At 36.6% G+C, this 17,411-nt stretch carries 16 protein-coding genes and 2 pseudogenes; 8 read left to right on the top strand and 10 right to left on the bottom strand.

Translation table 11 applies throughout. The annotated features are described in order from the left end of the window. Positions 1-230: pseudogene (locus M030_RS0120325) on the bottom strand (IS5/IS1182 family transposase); the annotation flags it as partial. A gap of 119 nt (positions 231-349) precedes the next feature. Here M030_RS0120325 and M030_RS24620 point away from each other — a divergent pair. The 3 genes and pseudogenes from M030_RS24620 to M030_RS0120310 form a co-directional block, all read left to right on the top strand. Further along, positions 350-2,095: pseudogene (locus tag M030_RS24620) on the top strand (cation:proton antiporter); the annotation flags it as partial. A gap of 193 nt (positions 2,096-2,288) precedes the next feature. Continuing rightward, complete coding sequence (locus M030_RS25665) at positions 2,289-2,435, top strand: hypothetical protein (RefSeq protein WP_155860290.1); 147 nt, start codon at positions 2,289-2,291, stop codon at positions 2,433-2,435. 129 nt (positions 2,436-2,564) lie between these two features. After that, positions 2,565-3,098, top strand: a complete 534-nt coding sequence (locus tag M030_RS0120310; protein ID WP_027375079.1) for a hypothetical protein — start codon at positions 2,565-2,567, stop codon at positions 3,096-3,098. Between the two features lie 31 nt (positions 3,099-3,129). Here M030_RS0120310 and M030_RS0120305 read toward each other — a convergent pair whose 3' ends face one another. After that, positions 3,130-3,777, bottom strand: a complete 648-nt coding sequence (locus M030_RS0120305; RefSeq protein ID WP_027375078.1) for a hypothetical protein — start codon at positions 3,775-3,777, stop codon at positions 3,130-3,132. 158 nt (positions 3,778-3,935) lie between these two features. Here M030_RS0120305 and M030_RS0120300 point away from each other — a divergent pair, with 158 nt between their 5' ends. Then, positions 3,936-4,484, top strand: a complete 549-nt coding sequence (locus tag M030_RS0120300) for a hypothetical protein (protein ID WP_157445778.1) — start codon at positions 3,936-3,938, stop codon at positions 4,482-4,484. 242 nt (positions 4,485-4,726) lie between these two features. Continuing rightward, positions 4,727-5,572: a prephenate dehydrogenase gene (locus M030_RS0120295; protein ID WP_027375076.1), complete on the top strand. Its 846-nt coding sequence runs from the start codon at positions 4,727-4,729 to the stop codon at positions 5,570-5,572. A gap of 38 nt (positions 5,573-5,610) precedes the next feature. On the opposite strand, the gene M030_RS0120290 is transcribed toward M030_RS0120295, so the two are convergent. From M030_RS0120290 to M030_RS0120255, 8 genes are all read right to left on the bottom strand, one after another. Beyond that, positions 5,611-6,390: an AraC family transcriptional regulator gene (locus M030_RS0120290; protein ID WP_185097405.1), complete on the bottom strand. Its 780-nt coding sequence runs from the start codon at positions 6,388-6,390 to the stop codon at positions 5,611-5,613. 569 nt (positions 6,391-6,959) lie between these two features. Continuing rightward, a complete protein-coding gene (locus M030_RS0120285; protein ID WP_027375074.1) occupies positions 6,960-8,378 on the bottom strand; it encodes an L-serine ammonia-lyase in 1,419 nt (472 codons plus the stop codon). A 100-nt stretch (positions 8,379-8,478) separates the two neighbouring features. After that, positions 8,479-9,822 carry an ammonium transporter gene (locus M030_RS0120280; RefSeq protein WP_027375073.1) on the bottom strand — a complete coding sequence of 448 codons (1,344 nt, stop codon included), beginning with the start codon at positions 9,820-9,822 and terminating at the stop codon, positions 8,479-8,481. Positions 9,823-9,922: 100 nt separating this feature from the next. Then, positions 9,923-10,564, bottom strand: a complete 642-nt coding sequence (locus tag M030_RS0120275) for an alpha/beta hydrolase (RefSeq protein WP_027375072.1) — start codon at positions 10,562-10,564, stop codon at positions 9,923-9,925. A 154-nt stretch (positions 10,565-10,718) separates the two neighbouring features. Then, on the bottom strand, positions 10,719-11,345 hold the full coding sequence (locus M030_RS0120270) for a YceI family protein (protein ID WP_027375071.1): 627 nt from the start codon (positions 11,343-11,345) through the stop codon (positions 10,719-10,721). 78 nt (positions 11,346-11,423) lie between these two features. After that, positions 11,424-11,990 carry a YceI family protein gene (locus M030_RS0120265; RefSeq protein WP_027375070.1) on the bottom strand — a complete coding sequence of 189 codons (567 nt, stop codon included), beginning with the start codon at positions 11,988-11,990 and terminating at the stop codon, positions 11,424-11,426. 140 nt (positions 11,991-12,130) lie between these two features. Further along, on the bottom strand, positions 12,131-13,180 hold the full coding sequence (locus tag M030_RS0120260) for a glucokinase (RefSeq protein WP_027375069.1): 1,050 nt from the start codon (positions 13,178-13,180) through the stop codon (positions 12,131-12,133). 103 nt (positions 13,181-13,283) lie between these two features. Then, the gene (locus M030_RS0120255) at positions 13,284-13,847 is read right to left on the bottom strand and encodes a membrane protein (RefSeq protein ID WP_027375068.1); all 564 of its coding nucleotides are present in this window, start codon (positions 13,845-13,847) and stop codon (positions 13,284-13,286) included. A 615-nt stretch (positions 13,848-14,462) separates the two neighbouring features. Between M030_RS0120255 and M030_RS0120245 the strand changes: the two genes are divergently transcribed. The 3 genes from M030_RS0120245 (at position 14,463) to M030_RS25805 (ending at position 17,408) form a co-directional block, all read left to right on the top strand. Beyond that, complete coding sequence (locus tag M030_RS0120245) at positions 14,463-15,842, top strand: DUF1800 family protein (RefSeq protein ID WP_027375067.1); 1,380 nt, start codon at positions 14,463-14,465, stop codon at positions 15,840-15,842. 177 nt (positions 15,843-16,019) lie between these two features. After that, positions 16,020-17,204: a DUF1501 domain-containing protein gene (locus M030_RS0120240; RefSeq protein ID WP_027375066.1), complete on the top strand. Its 1,185-nt coding sequence runs from the start codon at positions 16,020-16,022 to the stop codon at positions 17,202-17,204. A gap of 66 nt (positions 17,205-17,270) precedes the next feature. After that, the gene (locus M030_RS25805) at positions 17,271-17,408 is read left to right on the top strand and encodes a hypothetical protein (RefSeq protein ID WP_164464878.1); all 138 of its coding nucleotides are present in this window, start codon (positions 17,271-17,273) and stop codon (positions 17,406-17,408) included. Positions 17,409-17,411: the final 3 nt, after the last annotated feature.

Here is a 17,411-nt window from a genome sequence, read left to right as displayed (position 1 = left end):
CTTTCATCACTTTCTTTAAACATTTCCTTGAGCAAAAGCATTCCTGCTATTTTGCGAACCGCAATAGAGGGTCTTCCTTCTTTTGAAAATAAACCCTCGAACTCAGCTTCTATTTTATCCCAAGAAATCTCATGCGCTAATTTTACAAGTGGATGATCCATATTAATAAGCTCGGTAAGTCTGGTCCTGAATAAATTTTGCTGTAAATCCTGTTTTATTTTTCCTAACATTTTGCCACTTTTTATACCCTAAAAATACGATTTTCTGCAATTTTATACAACATTTTTAAGCGAAATTTGATAATAAAATATTGAATATCAAATCGTTGTATTTATTTTAAGGAATGACTATTTATAAGGAATTTGCTCCTGAGGGCATTCAATTCAGTTCATTTGCCTTATTTATTGCTATTGCCATGAGTATTACCGCTTTTCCTGTTCTGGCAAGAATTGTACAGGAAAGAAATCTTCACAAAACAAAAATAGGAACAGTTGTTATTACCTGTGCAGCAGCAGATGATATTACGGCATGGTGTATTTTAGCTGCTGTAATCGCCGTTGTGAAAGCCGGATCATTTTCGGGATCATTGTTTGTGATCATCATGGCTATATTGTACGTTTTTATCATGATCAAAGCAGTGAGACCATTCCTGAACAGAATTGCAGAATCACAAAAAGGAAAAGGCTTTATCAGTAAATCATTGGTAGCAATCTTTTTTCTGGTACTGATTATCTCGTCATATGCAACAGAAGTTATCGGAATTCATGCCCTTTTTGGAGCCTTTATGGCCGGGGCTATCATGCCTGAGAATATAAAATTCAGAAACCTTTTTATCGAAAAAGTAGAAGATGTTGCGCTGGTTTTACTACTCCCGCTTTTCTTTGTATTTACCGGATTAAGAACGCAGATCGGATTGCTGAATGATATCCATCTATGGAAAATAGGAGGCCTGATCATTCTTACTGCTGTTACCGGAAAGTTTGTGGGAAGCGCCCTTACCGCCAGATTTCTGAAAATCAGCTGGAAAGACAGTCTCACGATCGGTGCGCTGATGAATACCAGAGGTCTTACCGAACTTATCGTACTGAATATCGGCTATGATCTTGGAGTTTTAGGTCCTGAATTGTTTGCTATGCTTGTCATCATGGCTTTATTTACCACTTTTATGACCGGACCGTGCCTTGATCTGATCAATTACCTTTTTAAAGGAAAAAAATCAATGATTGAGGAAGAGCAGGAAGATGATCATGATTCCAAATACAGAGTTCTGTTATCATTTGAAACAGCAAAATCAGGAAGCAAACTTTTAAGACTGGCAGACAACTTCACTCATAAGATGAATGGCAATAAAAGTGTGACCGCAATGAATATTGTTCCGGTTGACGAACTTCATGCCTTCGATATCGAAAATTTTGAAAAAGAACAGTTTAAAAATGTAATTGAAACTTCCCAGGAACTTAAACTTGCAGTGACGACGTTGTTCAAGGCATCTACGGATGTAGAAAGTGATCTGACCAATATTACCAATAAAGGAAACTATGATCTTCTGCTTATTATGCTCGGAAAATCGATGTACGAAGGCAGTTTATTGGGAAGATTATTAGGGTTTACCACAAAAATCATTAATCCTGAAAAATTATTAAATACCGTAAAAGGAAAAGGAAATATTTTCAACACATCTCCTTTTGATGACCTCACCCTCCAGGTATTGGATAAAACAACCATTCCTGTCGGTATCCTGGTTGATAAAGAATTCAATACTGCAGACAAAATATTTGTCCCGATCTTTAACCTCAGCGATTTTTACCTGCTTGAATATGCGAAAAGGCTTATCAATAATAACAATTCTCAGGTTATCATTCTTGATGCAGCAGGACAGATCCGCAACAATATCGAAGTAAAAGAGCTGATCCGAAGCATTGAACAGGTAGCACCCAATCACATCACTTTATATAACGAAAAGAAAATTGAGAAAGAATTCCTGAATTCACAGGACCTGATGCTGATCAGCAGCAAAAGCTGGAAAAACCTGATTGACACAAAGAGTCTTTGGCTATCTGACATCCCTTCTACATTAATCATTTCAAACCCGTAAACAGTTCCGATCGGTCTTACTATTTCTGCAATTTTTGATGATCCCAATTATCAATTATGCCCCATGAAATAAAGACCATATCAAGTCGACAGTATTTCAAGTAAATGCTGTCGATTTTTGTTTTCAATAAGAATTCTGGGAAAGATTTTCTTTTGTCAGAAATACGATAACGGAGTTTCCGTACTATGTCTATATGGAAGGCTGTAAGGAAAATTCAAAATATGCTTCAAGACTTACATGCTGCTATGGCGACCTGGGAATCGCCTGTGTTCTGTATACAATAAGGGAACTGATCACTGGTAAAAATTTGGTCCGGCTCGTTCCTGATCCGGTAAAATAACCATTAAAAGTTCAAATCCAACAATTATATTCCTGACAATTATATTTCTAACAATTCACAAAAATTCATAATTTTACACAAAAATAAACACCCATATAAATAAAACACTAACGATTAATAAAAAACACAATGTGCCGATACGCCATGACGATCTATAAACGTCACTATGCCTGTTTCAATTGCCGGAAAACATTCAAACGCCGCGTCTTAAAAGATGTGGACCGGGATGCCCGGATCTCTGTAGAAGCCAAATGTCCCGAATGCGGAAATTTGATGGCCAGTATGGGGCTGGATTTTGAATCTCCTCCAAAAAACGATGATAAAAAATGGGCACACATCAAAGATTTATATACTGTCGGAATAACGTTCCATTCCTGCGGATGCTCAGGACCGGGATATATTCCTCAGGACAGAAAGGCTATTATTGCTTACCTGGAAAAAATCCGTTCAGAATACATGCATGCCCTTGTTTTCTGGAGATACCGTGTTGAGCCCGAAAATAAAAAGGAACGCGAACTGGAGTATCAGAAAAACGGTTCTCAGTTGCGGACGGTCAGTAATAATGCTTTTAAGCAAACGGTAACCAATCAGGAAGGAATAAATTACTGGCTAAATAAAATCAAAGAGGTAGAAGAAAGACTTGCCAGCATTAAAGCTTCTTGATGTGAGGGTAAAAAAAATATTTTTGCATCGATTATTTTTCCTGTGAAAGTTTTAAAAGTCTCTGAAAGTCTTCGGAGATCTTTTGTTCTTTCTTCTGTGTATGATCATTCCCAAAGGAAGCCACGGTATCCTTATTGTTGACCGTATATATCAGATTTCCTTTTTCAAAATAACTCCTGATTTCCATGATATCTGATTTATTAAGGTCAAATGCTTCAGTATCACCGTTTTCTTTCATAGCTTTCAGATCGTAAAACAAAGGACGATTGTAGGTATACTCTTTTTCAAAAACAAAAGATAAACGTCCGTTCAAAAGATAATATTCTATAAGCTTCCGGCCCATTTCCCCGTAATGTCTGGCAATCACTTTTTCCAATCGTTTATTTTTATAGTAAAATGCCGCTTCTCCTCCTTCTGCCGACTCGCCTTCAATATTTTTCTTCGTGATTGCAGTCCACTGTCTGATAGAATTGATTCTTTTATAACCGGATTGAATAGGCTTAAGACGTTCTTTCAGGTATTCATTGGGTTTCGGGACTTCTCCGTTGACAACAGTTTTCATTTTCAATGTATCCTTTCTTGCGGAAATATCAATTGATTGATCAGAAAATCCTTTTGCAAACGCAGTGTTACCGGCAATGGATAAAATAAAAGAAAAATATAAAAACCTGTTTTTCATCACTTGGTATTTCTGTAAAATATTTGTTTAAAATTATCAAAAAAAGATGATAAAAGAATACCCATTAATAATGACTGTGTAATTTTTGTAAGTTTACGTTAAAAGACGTATCTATGTCTTAACCATAGCTTCGCTAATTATAAATGATAAAAAAACAAATGACTACCCGATTCTTGCTCTTATTTATTGTTCTGGGGCTGATCTCCTGTAAAAAAAGCAATAATCCAATGGAAACCCAGATCAATCCTGTTCAGGATACCATTTCTCTCAATGATTCCATCATCAGCGTAAGAAATTATAGGCTCAAAACATTAATAACAAAAAAATGGACCTATGATACTTATTCGGATTCCAGTGACAGCATGTTTGAATATTTTACCTTAGACCTGAAAAATGAAAAAGATTCTGTAATAGGACGCTACTGTGCAAAAGCTGATAAAGGAAAAATACTGGACTGCAGCAACACCGGGTATAATATTCATGGACGAATCGTCAATGGAAAAATCATCGCTGAATTTTACAGTTTTTTAGGATCAAAAGAGAATAAAGGGATGGCAGAGCTTCAGCTGATTAATTCGAATTATTTAGAATGGAAGATCATCAAAGCTCCCAAACCGCCCTATCATTTTCCAAAAAATATATTATTATTTGCCGGCAATACGTCAAAGCACTGTAATTATCCGGGAGGACCGAGAAGAAGAAATTAACCGATGATTTTTTAAAACAATGTACAGAGGGGAAAAATTCAAACCTGTTCACTTATTAAATTACAAATTTTCATTAAAATTTCTCCGGATTCAAAAATATTTTATAACTTCGCCTTGTGAATTTTAACAACGGAACATATTATTATAGAATTTTTACCTCAGATCTGGGATAGGGATTCTTATGAACATAATTTAAAACCTCGTCCTGGACGAGGTTTTTTTATTTTAAACAAATTGTAAAGATGAAAATAAGTATTATAGGAGTTGGACTAATCGGAGGTTCAATGGCATTAAAATTAAGAGAAGAAGGAATCGCCAGTTTTATCTACGGAATCGATTACAACAAACAACATATCACCGATGCTCTTGATCTGAAAATCATTGACGCAGAGGCAAACCTTGAGGAAGGGATTAAAAATGCCGATCTGATTATCATAGCTGTTCCGGTAGATGCCGCCAGAAAATTACTACCTGAAGTTCTTAATTTGATTTCCGGCCATCAGACTGTTATGGATGCGGGTTCTACTAAAGCGGGAATCGTTGGTGCTGTCAGAAACCATCCTAATCGTTCAAGATTTGTGGCCTTTCACCCGATGTGGGGAACGGAAAACTCAGGTCCGAAGTCTGCCATTGCGGAAAGCTTTTCAGGTAAAGCCGGGGTAATCTGTAATCAGGAAGAATCTGCAGACGACGCACTGAAAACTGTGAAAGATGTTGTAAATGCCTTAGATATGCATATGATCTATATGAATGCTGAGGATCACGACATTCATACAGCTTATATTTCACATATTTCCCACATCACATCATATGCGCTTGCCAATACTGTGTTGGAGAAAGAACGTGAAGAAGAGACTATCTTTCAGCTTGCGAGTTCAGGTTTTTCCAGTACGGTACGTCTTGCCAAATCTCATCCTGAAATGTGGGTTCCCATTTTCAAACAAAACAAAGAAAATGTGCTTGATGTACTGAACGAGCACATCACTCAACTCAGAAAGTTCAAGTCTGCCCTGGAAAAAGAAAACTATGAATACCTGGAAGAATTGATCACCAACGCCAACAAAATAAGAGGAATCCTGGATAAATAACCGGGATTTTCTCTTAGAATTTCGTATCAAAACCCGGACTAATTCAATTCTGTCTTTTCTTCTTTTGTCAAACTTATATATTCACTTGGCGTAATACCTTCCATTTGTTTGAAAACTCTGTTAAAAGTAGCCTGATTAGAAAACCCGGCCTCGGTATAAATGTGCATCAATGTCACTTTCTGCAGGTCACTTTCACCGATAAGCATTTTCACATGGCGAATTCTGTATGCATTCAGGTAATGATTAAAGTTCGTATACCCCAGATAGCGGATAATCTTCGAAATGTAAGTGTAATTTACATGAAAGCGGCTGCTTAAACCGGCAATATTCAGATTCGGGTTTTTAAACAGCATCTCGGTTTCCATAACGTGAGTGAGTTTATCTACTATTTCTTCATCAATATTTTCCTTCTCACCTGCCTTTTCTGAAACCTTTATTTTCTTCCGTTCTTCTTTGTCTGCCGATATCTTTAGAGCCTGAATATCCGATAAAAAAGCCAATCTGTTAAGCTTTTTGTTGTAAACAAGCAAACCGGCAATGACAAGAAGGTTATAGCAAAAAAGAAGAATATCTGTAATCATAATTTTATCTGTAGGAAATCTGTCAAATGTAAATCCTGAATATTTATGAACCAGAAAACAAGCAATGACAATGAGCAGTAAATAGAATGAATAAGCCATAACCTCTTTCTTTGAAAAAAAAATATAAGCAGCAAGTGGCAGGGGAAGCAACATTACAAAACTCCCCACCGAAGTTCCCCAAAATGCAACCAAAATATAAGATATATATAACGGGCCAATGATCATATAGATATGCATAATTTTATTGGCATTATATTTTTTTCTTATTAATAAATAGGTATAAGATAAAATCAACAGCGCCATACTAAAATACAATACCAGAAAAGAGCCGGACATAAAAAATTGATAAATGAAAATATTCAGCAATAAAAAGCAACAGGTAAGAATTACGTATTGATGTATAAAGTGATGTTTAAGGTCTTCCATTTTTAGCTATAATTTTTTTTCATCAACCGACAAGCAATTCATCTCCAATCATTTTTTTTAAATAACATATTCATTATCAATAATTTAATAAATATAAGTGCATTTTGAAAATCAATTTATTACAAGGGAATCTGTTTTATAAATATAGATAATTTTGGAAAATAAATATCAGACACAAATGAATCGTTATAGCTTTCGGATGAATTTTTCTAACAGGTGATAAGAAAATATTCCAAGCAAACAATAACACAATTCTTACAGATAAAAATACTTAAATTATACATGATTCTGATTCTGCAATAGCCTAAAAACTATGGAACTCCGGCAATAAAAAGTCCCCGGATCCTGTATCCGGGGACTTTTTTATTACGTTTTTATCTTTAACACTCCGGTACGTTTACCGCAATAGCTAATCCGCCTTCTGAAGTTTCTTTGAAGCGATCACTCATCGATTGTGCGGTTTCCCACATCGTCTGAATGACCTCATCTAATGTTACTTTTGCTTTGGTCGGGTCACTTTCAAGAGCAATATTAGCGGCCGTAATTGCTTTCATAGCACCCATTGTATTTCTTTCAATACAAGGAATCTGCACAAGTCCTTTGATAGGATCACATGTTAATCCAAGATGATGTTCCATTGCAATTTCTGCAGCCATCATCACCTGTCCTACGCTTCCTCCCAGGATTTCTGTAAGTCCTGCCGCCGCCATGGCTGATGACACCCCGATTTCTGCCTGGCAACCTCCCATTGCCGCAGATATTGTTGCATTTTTCTTAAACAATGTTCCTATTTCACCGGCCACAAGAAGGAATCTTATAATATCCTCTTCACTTGTAAATGGTGTAAATGCCTGTGAATACATTAATACAGCCGGGATTACTCCACTAGCACCATTGGTAGGCGCGGTAATGATTCTTCCGAAGCTTGCATTCTCTTCGTTTACTGCCAGTGCAAAGCAGGCAATCCATTTATTGATATTGGTAAAATTCTCTTCCGCATCTACTACCAGCTGGAACCATTCGTCAATATTTTTATAAACTTTATCCCCTAAAAGCTTTCTGTTTATTCCGGCAGCTCTTCGGGAAACATTTAAGCCTCCGGGAAGAATACCTTCCTTATTAACTCCTTTATAAATACATTCTTTGATCTGCTGCCAGATATAAAGGGCTTCCTGTTTTGTTTCTTCCTGGGTTCTCCAGCTTTCTTCATTTATTAAAATTAAATCCGAAATTTTATCAAATCCCAGTTTCTGGCAATATTTTGTAAGGTCTGAGCCATGGTGACACGGGTACAATGTACGGACACAATGTTTTTCAATGGAGTTCTTTTCCTGGCTTGCAATAAAACCTCCTCCCACAGAATAAAAATCCTGAACAAGCTCAGTACCATCTTCAAAAACAGCTCTGAAGATCATTCCGTTGGGGTGAAAATCAAGTGATTTCTGCATGTTTAAGATCAAATGATGCCCGTAAACAAAAGGGATCAGCTTCTCACCACCTAAGTTAATGGTTTGAGTATTTTTTATGTGGTCAATTTTCTCATCAATTTTTGAAGTATCGATTGTTTTAAAATCTTCTCCATTTAAACCCAGCATTCCTGCTATATCAGTACCATGTCCGATCCCCGTTTTTGCCAGTGAGCCGAAAAACTCAAGAAAAACCTCTTTCACTTCTTCGATTGATCTTTCTCTTTTAATAATTCTGATAAATGCAGATGCAGCATTCCACGGCCCCATCGTATGCGAACTGGACGGGCCTATCCCTACTTTAATAATCTCAAAAACCGATATTGATTCCATAAATGATTCGTCATTTTCCTCTAAAGCAAAGATACATGATAAATCTTAATAAAATCCAGGATTTCACGGAGGTTTAATGATAATATAAAAATAGACAAAATCAAGTCAGGCTCTCCTCGTGCTGGGAGAGATCAAGCCCTTTGTTTTCAGCTTCTTCCGATACCCGTAATGTAATAATGGAATCTGTAACCTTATACAATACCAGCGACCCGAAAAATGTAAATACAGAAACAAGAACCAACGCTGCCATATGGTGAAGAAAAACATCAATTCCTCCATGCAAAAGACTTGCGTTTTCCCCGTGGGCAAAGACCGCTGTCAGGATCATCCCCATAATTCCCCCTACGCCGTGACAGGCAAAAACATCCAGTGTATCATCTATTTTTTTTAAAGCTTTCCAGTTGACCATTATATTGGAAACAATAGCCGTAATAAACCCTATGAAAAGACTTTCCTGGATACTGACAAAACCACATCCGGGAGTAATGGCCACCAATCCAACCACTGCTCCGATGCAGGCACCCAAAGCCGAGACACTTCTTCCATTGATTCTATCAAAAAAAATCCAGGTCATCATCGCGGAAGCTGAAGCAATAGTCGTCGTTCCAAATGCCGTTGCTGCAGAAGCAGAAGCACTCAAGGCAGATCCTGCATTAAATCCGAACCAGCCGAACCACAACATGCCTGTTCCTAAGAGTACATATGAAATATTGGAAGGCTCATGATGCGGATTCTTTCTGTTTCCAACCACAAGAGCTCCTGCAAGAGCCGCAAAACCGGCACTCATATGCACCACTGTTCCTCCGGCGAAATCTTTGACACCAAAATAGGTATTCAGAAGGCCTTCCGGATGCCATACCATATGGCATAGCGGAGTATAAATAAAAAGACTGAAAAGTACAATAAATAAAAGGTAGGATATAAAACGAACCCTTTCAGCAAAAGATCCGGTAATAATGGCAGGAGTAATCACTGCAAATTTCATCTGAAACAGGGCAAATAAGATAAAAGGAATGGTGGAGGCCATCGCTTTATGGGGAAGATTTCCTACTCCAGTAAAAAAGAGATAGGTTAATGGATTTCCTATAACTCCATAGTGCTTTCCGTTAAAAGTAAATCCTAATGATTCTCCAAAAGAAAGAGAAAAGCCCACGACTATCCAGACTATGGAAATAACTCCCAGAGCAATAAAGCTCTGCAGCATAGTAGAAATGACATTTTTCTTACCTACCATTCCTCCGTAAAAAAAAGATAGTCCCGGAGTCATGAGAAGCACCAGCCCGGCGGCGGCAAGAATCCATGCTACATCTGCTCCTACAATTTTATCTTCGGAAAGAAAATCTGCGGTATTGACGACAGGTATTTCCGGATTCCAAAATAATCCTCCCACTGCCACAAGAGCAATAAGAGAGAATGAAACGATCCATTTTAAACCAATTTTCATGATAATTCATATTTAACCCTATCAAATTTAAATATAAATCTCATAAAAAAAGTGTTTTTTAACACAACACCCCCATTAAAATAATATTCAAAGAATAATATTATGCAAAAACTTCATTCAGGATTTTAGAAACTTCTTTGTATTTGGTGGCAGGAAAAAGATGAGTTCCTCCTTTGATAACATAATCAGGTTTTGAATACCTTATTGGAAAAACAATATCCTTATCTCCCAATATCTGTACAACGTTTGGGGTTTCTTCAAATTTCCATTCGGCAACCTTCTCCACAGACCATTTCAGATAATAAGGGTCTCTCACTCTAAAATACTGAAGAAGTCTGGGATTTTTAGGATCAAAAAGCTTTCTTACCACCGCATATGCATGGGCTGCTCTTTCGTTAAAAAGCCCTACAGGTAATATTCTTGGAATTTTTGTGATCTCTCCGGTTTTTATAAATCTTGATTTTTCTTTATCTGATTTTATACTACCCAAAATAACGACTTTTTCAGCAGGTTTAAGGCGGTTTATTTCCTGTACTATAATTCCTCCGAAAGAATAGCCCAAAAGATAGAACGGCTCAGAATCATCTACTTTTTCAGCCATCCGCTCCACATAGGCATGAAAAGACTCATTTTTTTCGGGAATGAGCCAGTCTATAAAAATCAATTCACAGTGCTTGGGAAACTCTATTCTTTCCAGAACCTTAAAGTCTGCTCCAAGGCCACTTACCATATAAATTTTCATAGGACTAATTTATAAAAAATACTGTAATGAAAACAGATCCGAGCAGATAGAATTTGTAGTACAGGAATTTCTACTTTAGTTTTAGCTACAGCTTTCAATAAAAAATGAGCAGTTTAAAAAAAACTGCTCATTTTATCTCAATATCGTATTTAATCTATTTCTTTTTTACAGGGATTCTGTTTTCATTATCCAGTTTTTCGGTAGATACTTTAAACTGAATATCCATTTCGTTCTTGATGAAATAATCTTTCAATGACGACTGGTAGAATACTTTAAAATCTCTCCTGTTCAGGGAGAATTTGGCAGATTCAATTACTACGGTAAACTGTGTAACATATACATTCGCAGGGAAGGAAATTGTCTTTCTTACTCCTTTTAGGGTAAGATCTCCATATACGGTAGAATTAAACTCACTGTTTGCTAACGGTATAATTTTGGTCAAATGGAATTTGGCAATCGGGAATTTCTTTACTTCAAAGAAGTTTGTACTCTTCAGATCATTGGTAAGCTTGATCTGATCTTCATCAGAAACATCGCCCGCCATCATACTTCTCATATCTATTACAAACTCTCCATCTACCAAAACAGTGTGGTCAAAATTAAATTTTCCACTTTTTAATTTTACGGTTCCCGAGTGAGATGAAGCTTCAGTTTTTACCACTTTATATCCCCACCATCTGATCTCTGACGAGGTCACTTTAGACACTTTATCAAATTTCTTTTGGGCAGAAACAAATGATATACTTGCGCACACCAAAGCAAACAATAGTAATCTTTTCATTCTTTTTTATTTACAATTCAACAAAAATAAAAAAAAGTGTAGAACTTCTACACTTTTAACAATATTTTTTTGATTAATTTATTGAGCAGTTACCTTTACTACCATATCTATATCATCTTTCACAAAAACATCCTGCATTGTAGATTTATATGCTACATCAAATTTCTGTCTGTCGAAAGAGAATTTGTTGGATACTAAACTCACTACTCCTTTGCTGTAAGCAATTTTAGCAGGGAAAGTAACCGGATTTGTTTTTCCTTTCACGGTAAGATTTCCTGTTACTAAAGAGTTGTAGATCTTATCGTTGTTTTTCTTTACTCCTGTAATTTTGAAAGTGGCTGTAGGGTGTTTTTCCACTTCAAAGAAGTCACCATTCTTAAGATGGCCGTTTAATTTCTGCTGATATTCACCTGTAAGGTCAGTAGCGTTGATGGAAGTCATATCAAGAACAAAGCTTCCTCCTACCAATTGGTTTCCTTTCATCACCATATCTCCTGATTTCACTTTAATCGTTCCATCATGAGAGCTTGCCTCAGATTTTGCAACTTTGTATCCCCACCAGTGAATATCAGAAGCTACCACTTTTTTTGATTGTCCGAAAGCTAAACCACCGGCTAATACTGCCAGTAAAAATATTTTTTTCATTGAATAGATTTGTTTATTTAACAAAGCAAAGGTAGCCATCTTATTTGATAGATGACATTGATGTATATCAAGAAAATTGATTATTTTTATGAATAATATCATCTCATAAAAAACTCCGGAAATAATCCGGAGTTTGTATTTTAATTTTGATAATAAGCTGTATAAAGGGCAATTCCTTTTATAGCTGTATGATTTTGCTTGACCAGATAAATCGGAATGTTTTTCAACATCTCTTCCATTTTATCGCTGATCTTAAACTTTTCATAGAACTTGGCTTTATCCATATATTCTCTCAGCATCTGAGGAATATCTCCGGCGATGAGTAAACCACCTGTCGCTTTTAACTTTAGCGTCAAGTTGTTTGCTTCCCTTGCTAAAAACTCCAGGAACGTATCTAAAGCAATTCTACAGATCATTACATTTTCTTCAACAGCTGCTTTATAAAGTTCGTCTACAAAGTTACCGCTGGCAAGACGCTCACCCAGCCATTCAGGCTCAGGATGTCTTTTCACATCTCTTAAAAATCTGTAGATATTAAATAAACCGGATTTAGATAATACATTTTCCCAGCTTACAATTCCGTAGATATTATTTAAGAACTGATAAAACTCAACTTCTACGTTGGTTCTTGGTGAAAACTCAGAATGTCCGCCTTCTGTGGCAAATGGTCTCAGGTATTTCCCGTCAAAGAAATATCCGGCTTCTCCCAGTCCGTTTCCTGGAGCAAGGATCGCTACATTGCCTTTTTCGAGATGACCGCTTGTATAGATCGCATCAAGATCGTCGTCTTCAAGAAGAGCCATTCCGTATGCGGAAGCTTCAAGGTCGTTCAGCATATCCGCTTTTTCAAACCCGAAATCTCTTTTATAGACTTCGATATCCAAATGCCAGCCTAATCGTGGAGGAGTACTCTTGCCGTCAAATACCGGCCCCGGTACAGCCATTCCCAAACGTTTTACGTTTTCAAGCTGGTTATCCTGAATAAACTTCTTTAAAATATCAGCAAAAGAAGTATATTCTTTGGTTACATACGTATTTTGTTTTTTTATCTCAAGACCTCCGTCACCGGAAACAAAATAGCCTAAGATTGTTATATCTTCACGGAGGCTTGCCCCAATGATAGAAACGTTATCATTATTACTGTTCTCTACTCCTGGTAAATAAAGTGGAAATTTTGGATTCAGAATCATAACCTCAAATTTTACCAAATATAATAATTATCCTTTAGAGATAAAAAAAACCTTTTCACAAAAGTGAAAAGGTTTGGTTAATAATTGTTTATATTAAATCTAACTACTTTCCTAATGGAATATTATAACCGAAGCCTACTCCGATATTCCCCACATTATAGTCCTGACCCGGAAGATCTCCTTTAGTTCCTACAAAAACCTTTTGGTATTGTACGAAGAAGTTCCAGTCTCTGTTGTGGTATCCGATTTCCGGCTTAAGGTAGAAACCTCCGCTAGCTCTTTCTACATTGGTATTGGAAGCTACTGTTTTATCTCCTACCAGAAAACCATATCCTAAGTCTGTTCCGAAATAGAAACCGGTTTGCTTTGGATAAATTCTGATCAAAGCAGCTACAGGAACTACTCCTACATCATTATTTTTATAACCGTTATTTTCTTTTCCAAAATAGTGAGAATATCCTGTTGCGATACCCAATCCGAATCCTGGAGTGATCAGGTTCTGGTAAGCCACATCTACTCCTACTGCAGCAGAAAGGTTATCTGAAGGAACTGCTAAACCAACATTTGCGCCAACTTTAAGCATATTGTTCATTTGTGCACTTTGAGCGCTTGCTAAACCTGCTGTTAAAATTCCAGCCAGCAATATTGCTTGTTTAAACATTTTCATAACTCTAATTTTTAAATTTTACTAAACTGGTAAGATGTAAAAATCGTGCCAAGCACCGTGATATTTTCGATTTTAACACTCAATAAAACCATAAAACAATGAATTTCAACAGGTTAATTTTAACAAATTTTAAATGTTTGTTTAACAAAAATTATCAAAAACTTATATTAAAAAGTGAATTAAGTCTAAAAATGCAAAGTAAAATCCGGATACGATTTGTCAAAATACACCCTATCAGTTATTTATCCCGTCTATAAGAATGTTTCTAAAGTCCTTTCATAATATGATCATTAGTATGTTGGTAATTGTTATGCCTTCTGACAAGGAATAGCTTCATTTAATGAGTACTTCTGTAGTATTGCCACGAATGCACGAATAAAATCACTGATACAAATTATAATATCAGATCCAGTAAATCCTGTAAATAGATATATCAGAACCTTTTTCATCATTATAATCATTTGTGTGTTGGTAGCTGTTGCACTGATCTTTTGAAGTGCCGATGTTTCCTTCAGACCATATTTTGATCATCCAACAGTAATATTAACAAACCTTAACCCGTTATTATTTTAACCTTTTTACTACAAATACATCAAAAAAATAAATTTTCTCACGATGGCTGATTCACTAATAAAAAACAAACATCTCCTTTGGCGTGCAGGTTTCGGGATTGGCATCAACCAAATTTCGGAGCTGAAAAATAAAAGCAATAAAACGCTTATTGGCGAATTATTTAAAGAAGATCAATTTACCGAAATCAGCTATGATACCCCGGATGTAGATCCAACTACAGATGATATGAACGCAAATACTCCTGCAGAAAGGAAAAAGGAAATGCAGCGCATCAACAGGGAGCAAAACAACGAACTTAATCTGAACTTTCTGAATCAGATGGTGAACGGTAAGGAACAAATAAGAGAAAAGATGGCATTTTTCTGGCACGGGCATTTTGCCTCCAGAGTCATCAATCCGAAATTCAACAAACAGCTTTTGAATACGATCCGTAAAAACGCTTTAGGTAGTTTTAAAGACCTGCTGTTTGAAGTAAGCCAGTCACCGGCCATGCTAAACTTTCTGAACAACCAGCAGAATAAGAAAGATCATCCGAATGAAAACTTTGCCCGTGAAGTCATGGAACTTTTCACCATGGGCAGAGGAAATTACACGGAGAAAGATGTAAGAGAAGGTGCACGCGCATTTACCGGTTGGAGCTATGATAAGGAAGGAAACTTTAAGGAAAGAAAAAACCTGCATGATGAAGGAGTAAAAAGTTTTTTAGGCAGAACGGGAAATTTTAATGGTGAAGATATTTTAAATAGTATTCTGGAACAAAAAGCAACTTCGCAATTCATCACAACGAAGATCTATAAGTTTTTTGTCAATGAAAACGTAGATCATGAAATCGTCAATAGACTGAGTACAAATTTCTATAATTCAGGTTACAATATAAAAAAACTTCTGACGGAGATATTTTCAAGTTCGTGGTTCTATGATGAAAAGAATATCGGAAACAGGATCAAGTCACCAGTCGAACTGATGGTCGGGATCATGCGAATTCTTCCCATGCAAATCCAGAATCCGGAAAACCTCATCGTATACCAGAAGCTATTGGGGCAAATGTTGTTGTATCCACCGAATGTTTCGGGATGGCCCAGTGGAAAATCATGGATAGACAGCTCTACTCTGATGTTGAGGCTTCAGGTTCCTCAGATATGGTCCGGGCTGCGACCATTGGAGTATAGTCCACGCCAGGACGATGATATTGATATGGGAATGAAATCCCGTGAAACTGCTCTCAATAAAAGCTTTAAAAATCCCAATATTACCATAGACTGGAATCGGGTTGATACAATATTTGCACAAAAGAACTGTGAAGATTATATACTTCAAAAAACTAAAAGTCTTGATATTAATACGGTAAAGAATTTTTCCGACAAGAGTATTAAAATGACTGTCATCAACCTGATGTCAACTCCGGAATATCAGTTATGTTAGGTAGAAGATTTCAGGTTGCAGGCAACAGGTAATAGTGGCTCGCAGTTTCGCTTTACAACCTTTTATTTACTATTTAATTCTGTAAAAATCTATAAAAACAAATAATAGTAAAAATATAGACTAGCCCTGCAGCCCACCACCTAACATGTGCCACCTTTACCCTAAAAAAACAAAATTATGTTAATCAAAAGAAGAGAATTCCTCAAAATAAGTTCACTGGCAACGGCTTCATTGATGATGCCTAATTTTTTAAAAGCAATGGCTCTGGACGATGCGCTATCAACCAACCAGAACATTCTTGTTGTTCTGCAGTTTACAGGAGGCAATGACGGGTTAAATACCATTATTCCTGCAAAAAACGATATTTACTTCAGAGAACGGAAAACCCTTGCCGTTCAAAATTCGTTACCTCTGACAGATGAGGCAGGGATCAATCCTTCTCTTTCTTATTTTAAAGAACTTTTTGACAATGGTGAACTCTCTGTCCTGAATAATGTCGGCTATCCTAATCCGGACAAATCCCACTTCAGAAGTATGGATATCTGGCAATCGGCAAGCCGAAGCGACGAATTTCTGGATACCGGATGGCTGGGAAGATTTCTGGACGAAGAATGTTATCGTTGCGAGCATCCTACACAGGCACTGGAAGTAGATGATATGCTGAGTCTTGCTTTAAAAGGGGAAAACAATAAAGCATTTGCCTTTAAGGATCCCAAAAGACTGTACCAAACCAGCCAGGAGAAATATTTCAAATCCCTTTATGATCATCATCACGATGATGAAACGGTATCATACCTTTATCAGACATTAGGGTCAACCATTAACAATGCAGGATATATATTTGATAAAAGTAGAGCTAAAAAAACGGAACAAACCTACCCCAATTCCCAACTGGGAAAAGATTTTAAAACGGTAGCTTCATTAATAAAATCCGATATCAATACCCAGGTTTACTATTTATCTGTCGGAAGTTTTGATACCCATGTCAATCAAAGCGACAGGCAGTCGAAGTTGTTCTCTGATATTGATGAGGCTGTAAAATCATTTGTTGCAGATATGAAAAGCAATGGATTGTTTAACAATATTCTGCTGATGACATTTTCCGAGTTCGGGCGCCGTGTTGCGCAAAACGCAAGCAATGGCACTGATCACGGCACTGCCAATCAGATGTTTTTTATCAGTGGAAATCTCAAAAGAAAAGGCCTGCTCAACGCTCTTCCTGATTTGCAACACCTGAACGAGGGCGACCTTATTTATACTGAAGATTTCAGAAAAGTATATGCCACTATTCTAAAAAACTGGCTTAAAGCAGATTCCTCTAAGGTTCTGGGCTGGAAAAACGGGATTTATGATTTCGTTTAGATAAAAATTCCCACACACATTTTTATCTTGGCTTGGAAATTGCATAAGTCTCTACAAAATAGCACTATGAAATCAAGAATATTTAAAGCATTAATTGCAATTTTAGCCCCAATAGCGATTGAATATATCGTAAAAAAAATATCTGAGAAAATAGATAAAAACGAAGAAAAGAAAGAAAAAGAACCTAAGCAGATTACTGCATAAACG

The organism is Chryseobacterium sp. UNC8MFCol (genome assembly GCF_000482305.1).
Taxonomy (GTDB): domain Bacteria; phylum Bacteroidota; class Bacteroidia; order Flavobacteriales; family Weeksellaceae; genus Chryseobacterium; species Chryseobacterium indologenes.
The sequence above is the reverse complement of the archived record's forward strand: the minus strand, read 5'-3'. Positions and strand labels throughout refer to the sequence as shown.

What these genes read in the sequence shown, in the direction of transcription:
- M030_RS25665 (WP_155860290.1), top strand. Translation starts at nt 2,289, where the DNA reads ATGGAAGGCTGTAAGGAAAATTCAAAATATGCTTCAAGACTTACATGC.
- M030_RS0120310 (WP_027375079.1), top strand. Translation starts at nt 2,565, where the DNA reads ATGTGCCGATACGCCATGACGATCTATAAACGTCACTATGCCTGTTTC.
- M030_RS0120305 (WP_027375078.1), bottom strand. Translation starts at nt 3,777, where the DNA reads ATGAAAAACAGGTTTTTATATTTTTCTTTTATTTTATCCATTGCCGGT.
- M030_RS0120300 (WP_157445778.1), top strand. Translation starts at nt 3,936, where the DNA reads ATGACTACCCGATTCTTGCTCTTATTTATTGTTCTGGGGCTGATCTCC.
- M030_RS0120295 (WP_027375076.1), top strand. Translation starts at nt 4,727, where the DNA reads ATGAAAATAAGTATTATAGGAGTTGGACTAATCGGAGGTTCAATGGCA.
- M030_RS0120290 (WP_185097405.1), bottom strand. Translation starts at nt 6,390, where the DNA reads ATGCATATCTATATGATCATTGGCCCGTTATATATATCTTATATTTTG.
- M030_RS0120285 (WP_027375074.1), bottom strand. Translation starts at nt 8,378, where the DNA reads ATGGAATCAATATCGGTTTTTGAGATTATTAAAGTAGGGATAGGCCCG.
- M030_RS0120280 (WP_027375073.1), bottom strand. Translation starts at nt 9,822, where the DNA reads ATGAAAATTGGTTTAAAATGGATCGTTTCATTCTCTCTTATTGCTCTT.
- M030_RS0120275 (WP_027375072.1), bottom strand. Translation starts at nt 10,564, where the DNA reads ATGAAAATTTATATGGTAAGTGGCCTTGGAGCAGACTTTAAGGTTCTG.
- M030_RS0120270 (WP_027375071.1), bottom strand. Translation starts at nt 11,345, where the DNA reads ATGAAAAGATTACTATTGTTTGCTTTGGTGTGCGCAAGTATATCATTT.
- M030_RS0120265 (WP_027375070.1), bottom strand. Translation starts at nt 11,990, where the DNA reads ATGAAAAAAATATTTTTACTGGCAGTATTAGCCGGTGGTTTAGCTTTC.
- M030_RS0120260 (WP_027375069.1), bottom strand. Translation starts at nt 13,180, where the DNA reads ATGATTCTGAATCCAAAATTTCCACTTTATTTACCAGGAGTAGAGAAC.
- M030_RS0120255 (WP_027375068.1), bottom strand. Translation starts at nt 13,847, where the DNA reads ATGAAAATGTTTAAACAAGCAATATTGCTGGCTGGAATTTTAACAGCA.
- M030_RS0120245 (WP_027375067.1), top strand. Translation starts at nt 14,463, where the DNA reads ATGGCTGATTCACTAATAAAAAACAAACATCTCCTTTGGCGTGCAGGT.
- M030_RS0120240 (WP_027375066.1), top strand. Translation starts at nt 16,020, where the DNA reads ATGTTAATCAAAAGAAGAGAATTCCTCAAAATAAGTTCACTGGCAACG.
- M030_RS25805 (WP_164464878.1), top strand. Translation starts at nt 17,271, where the DNA reads ATGAAATCAAGAATATTTAAAGCATTAATTGCAATTTTAGCCCCAATA.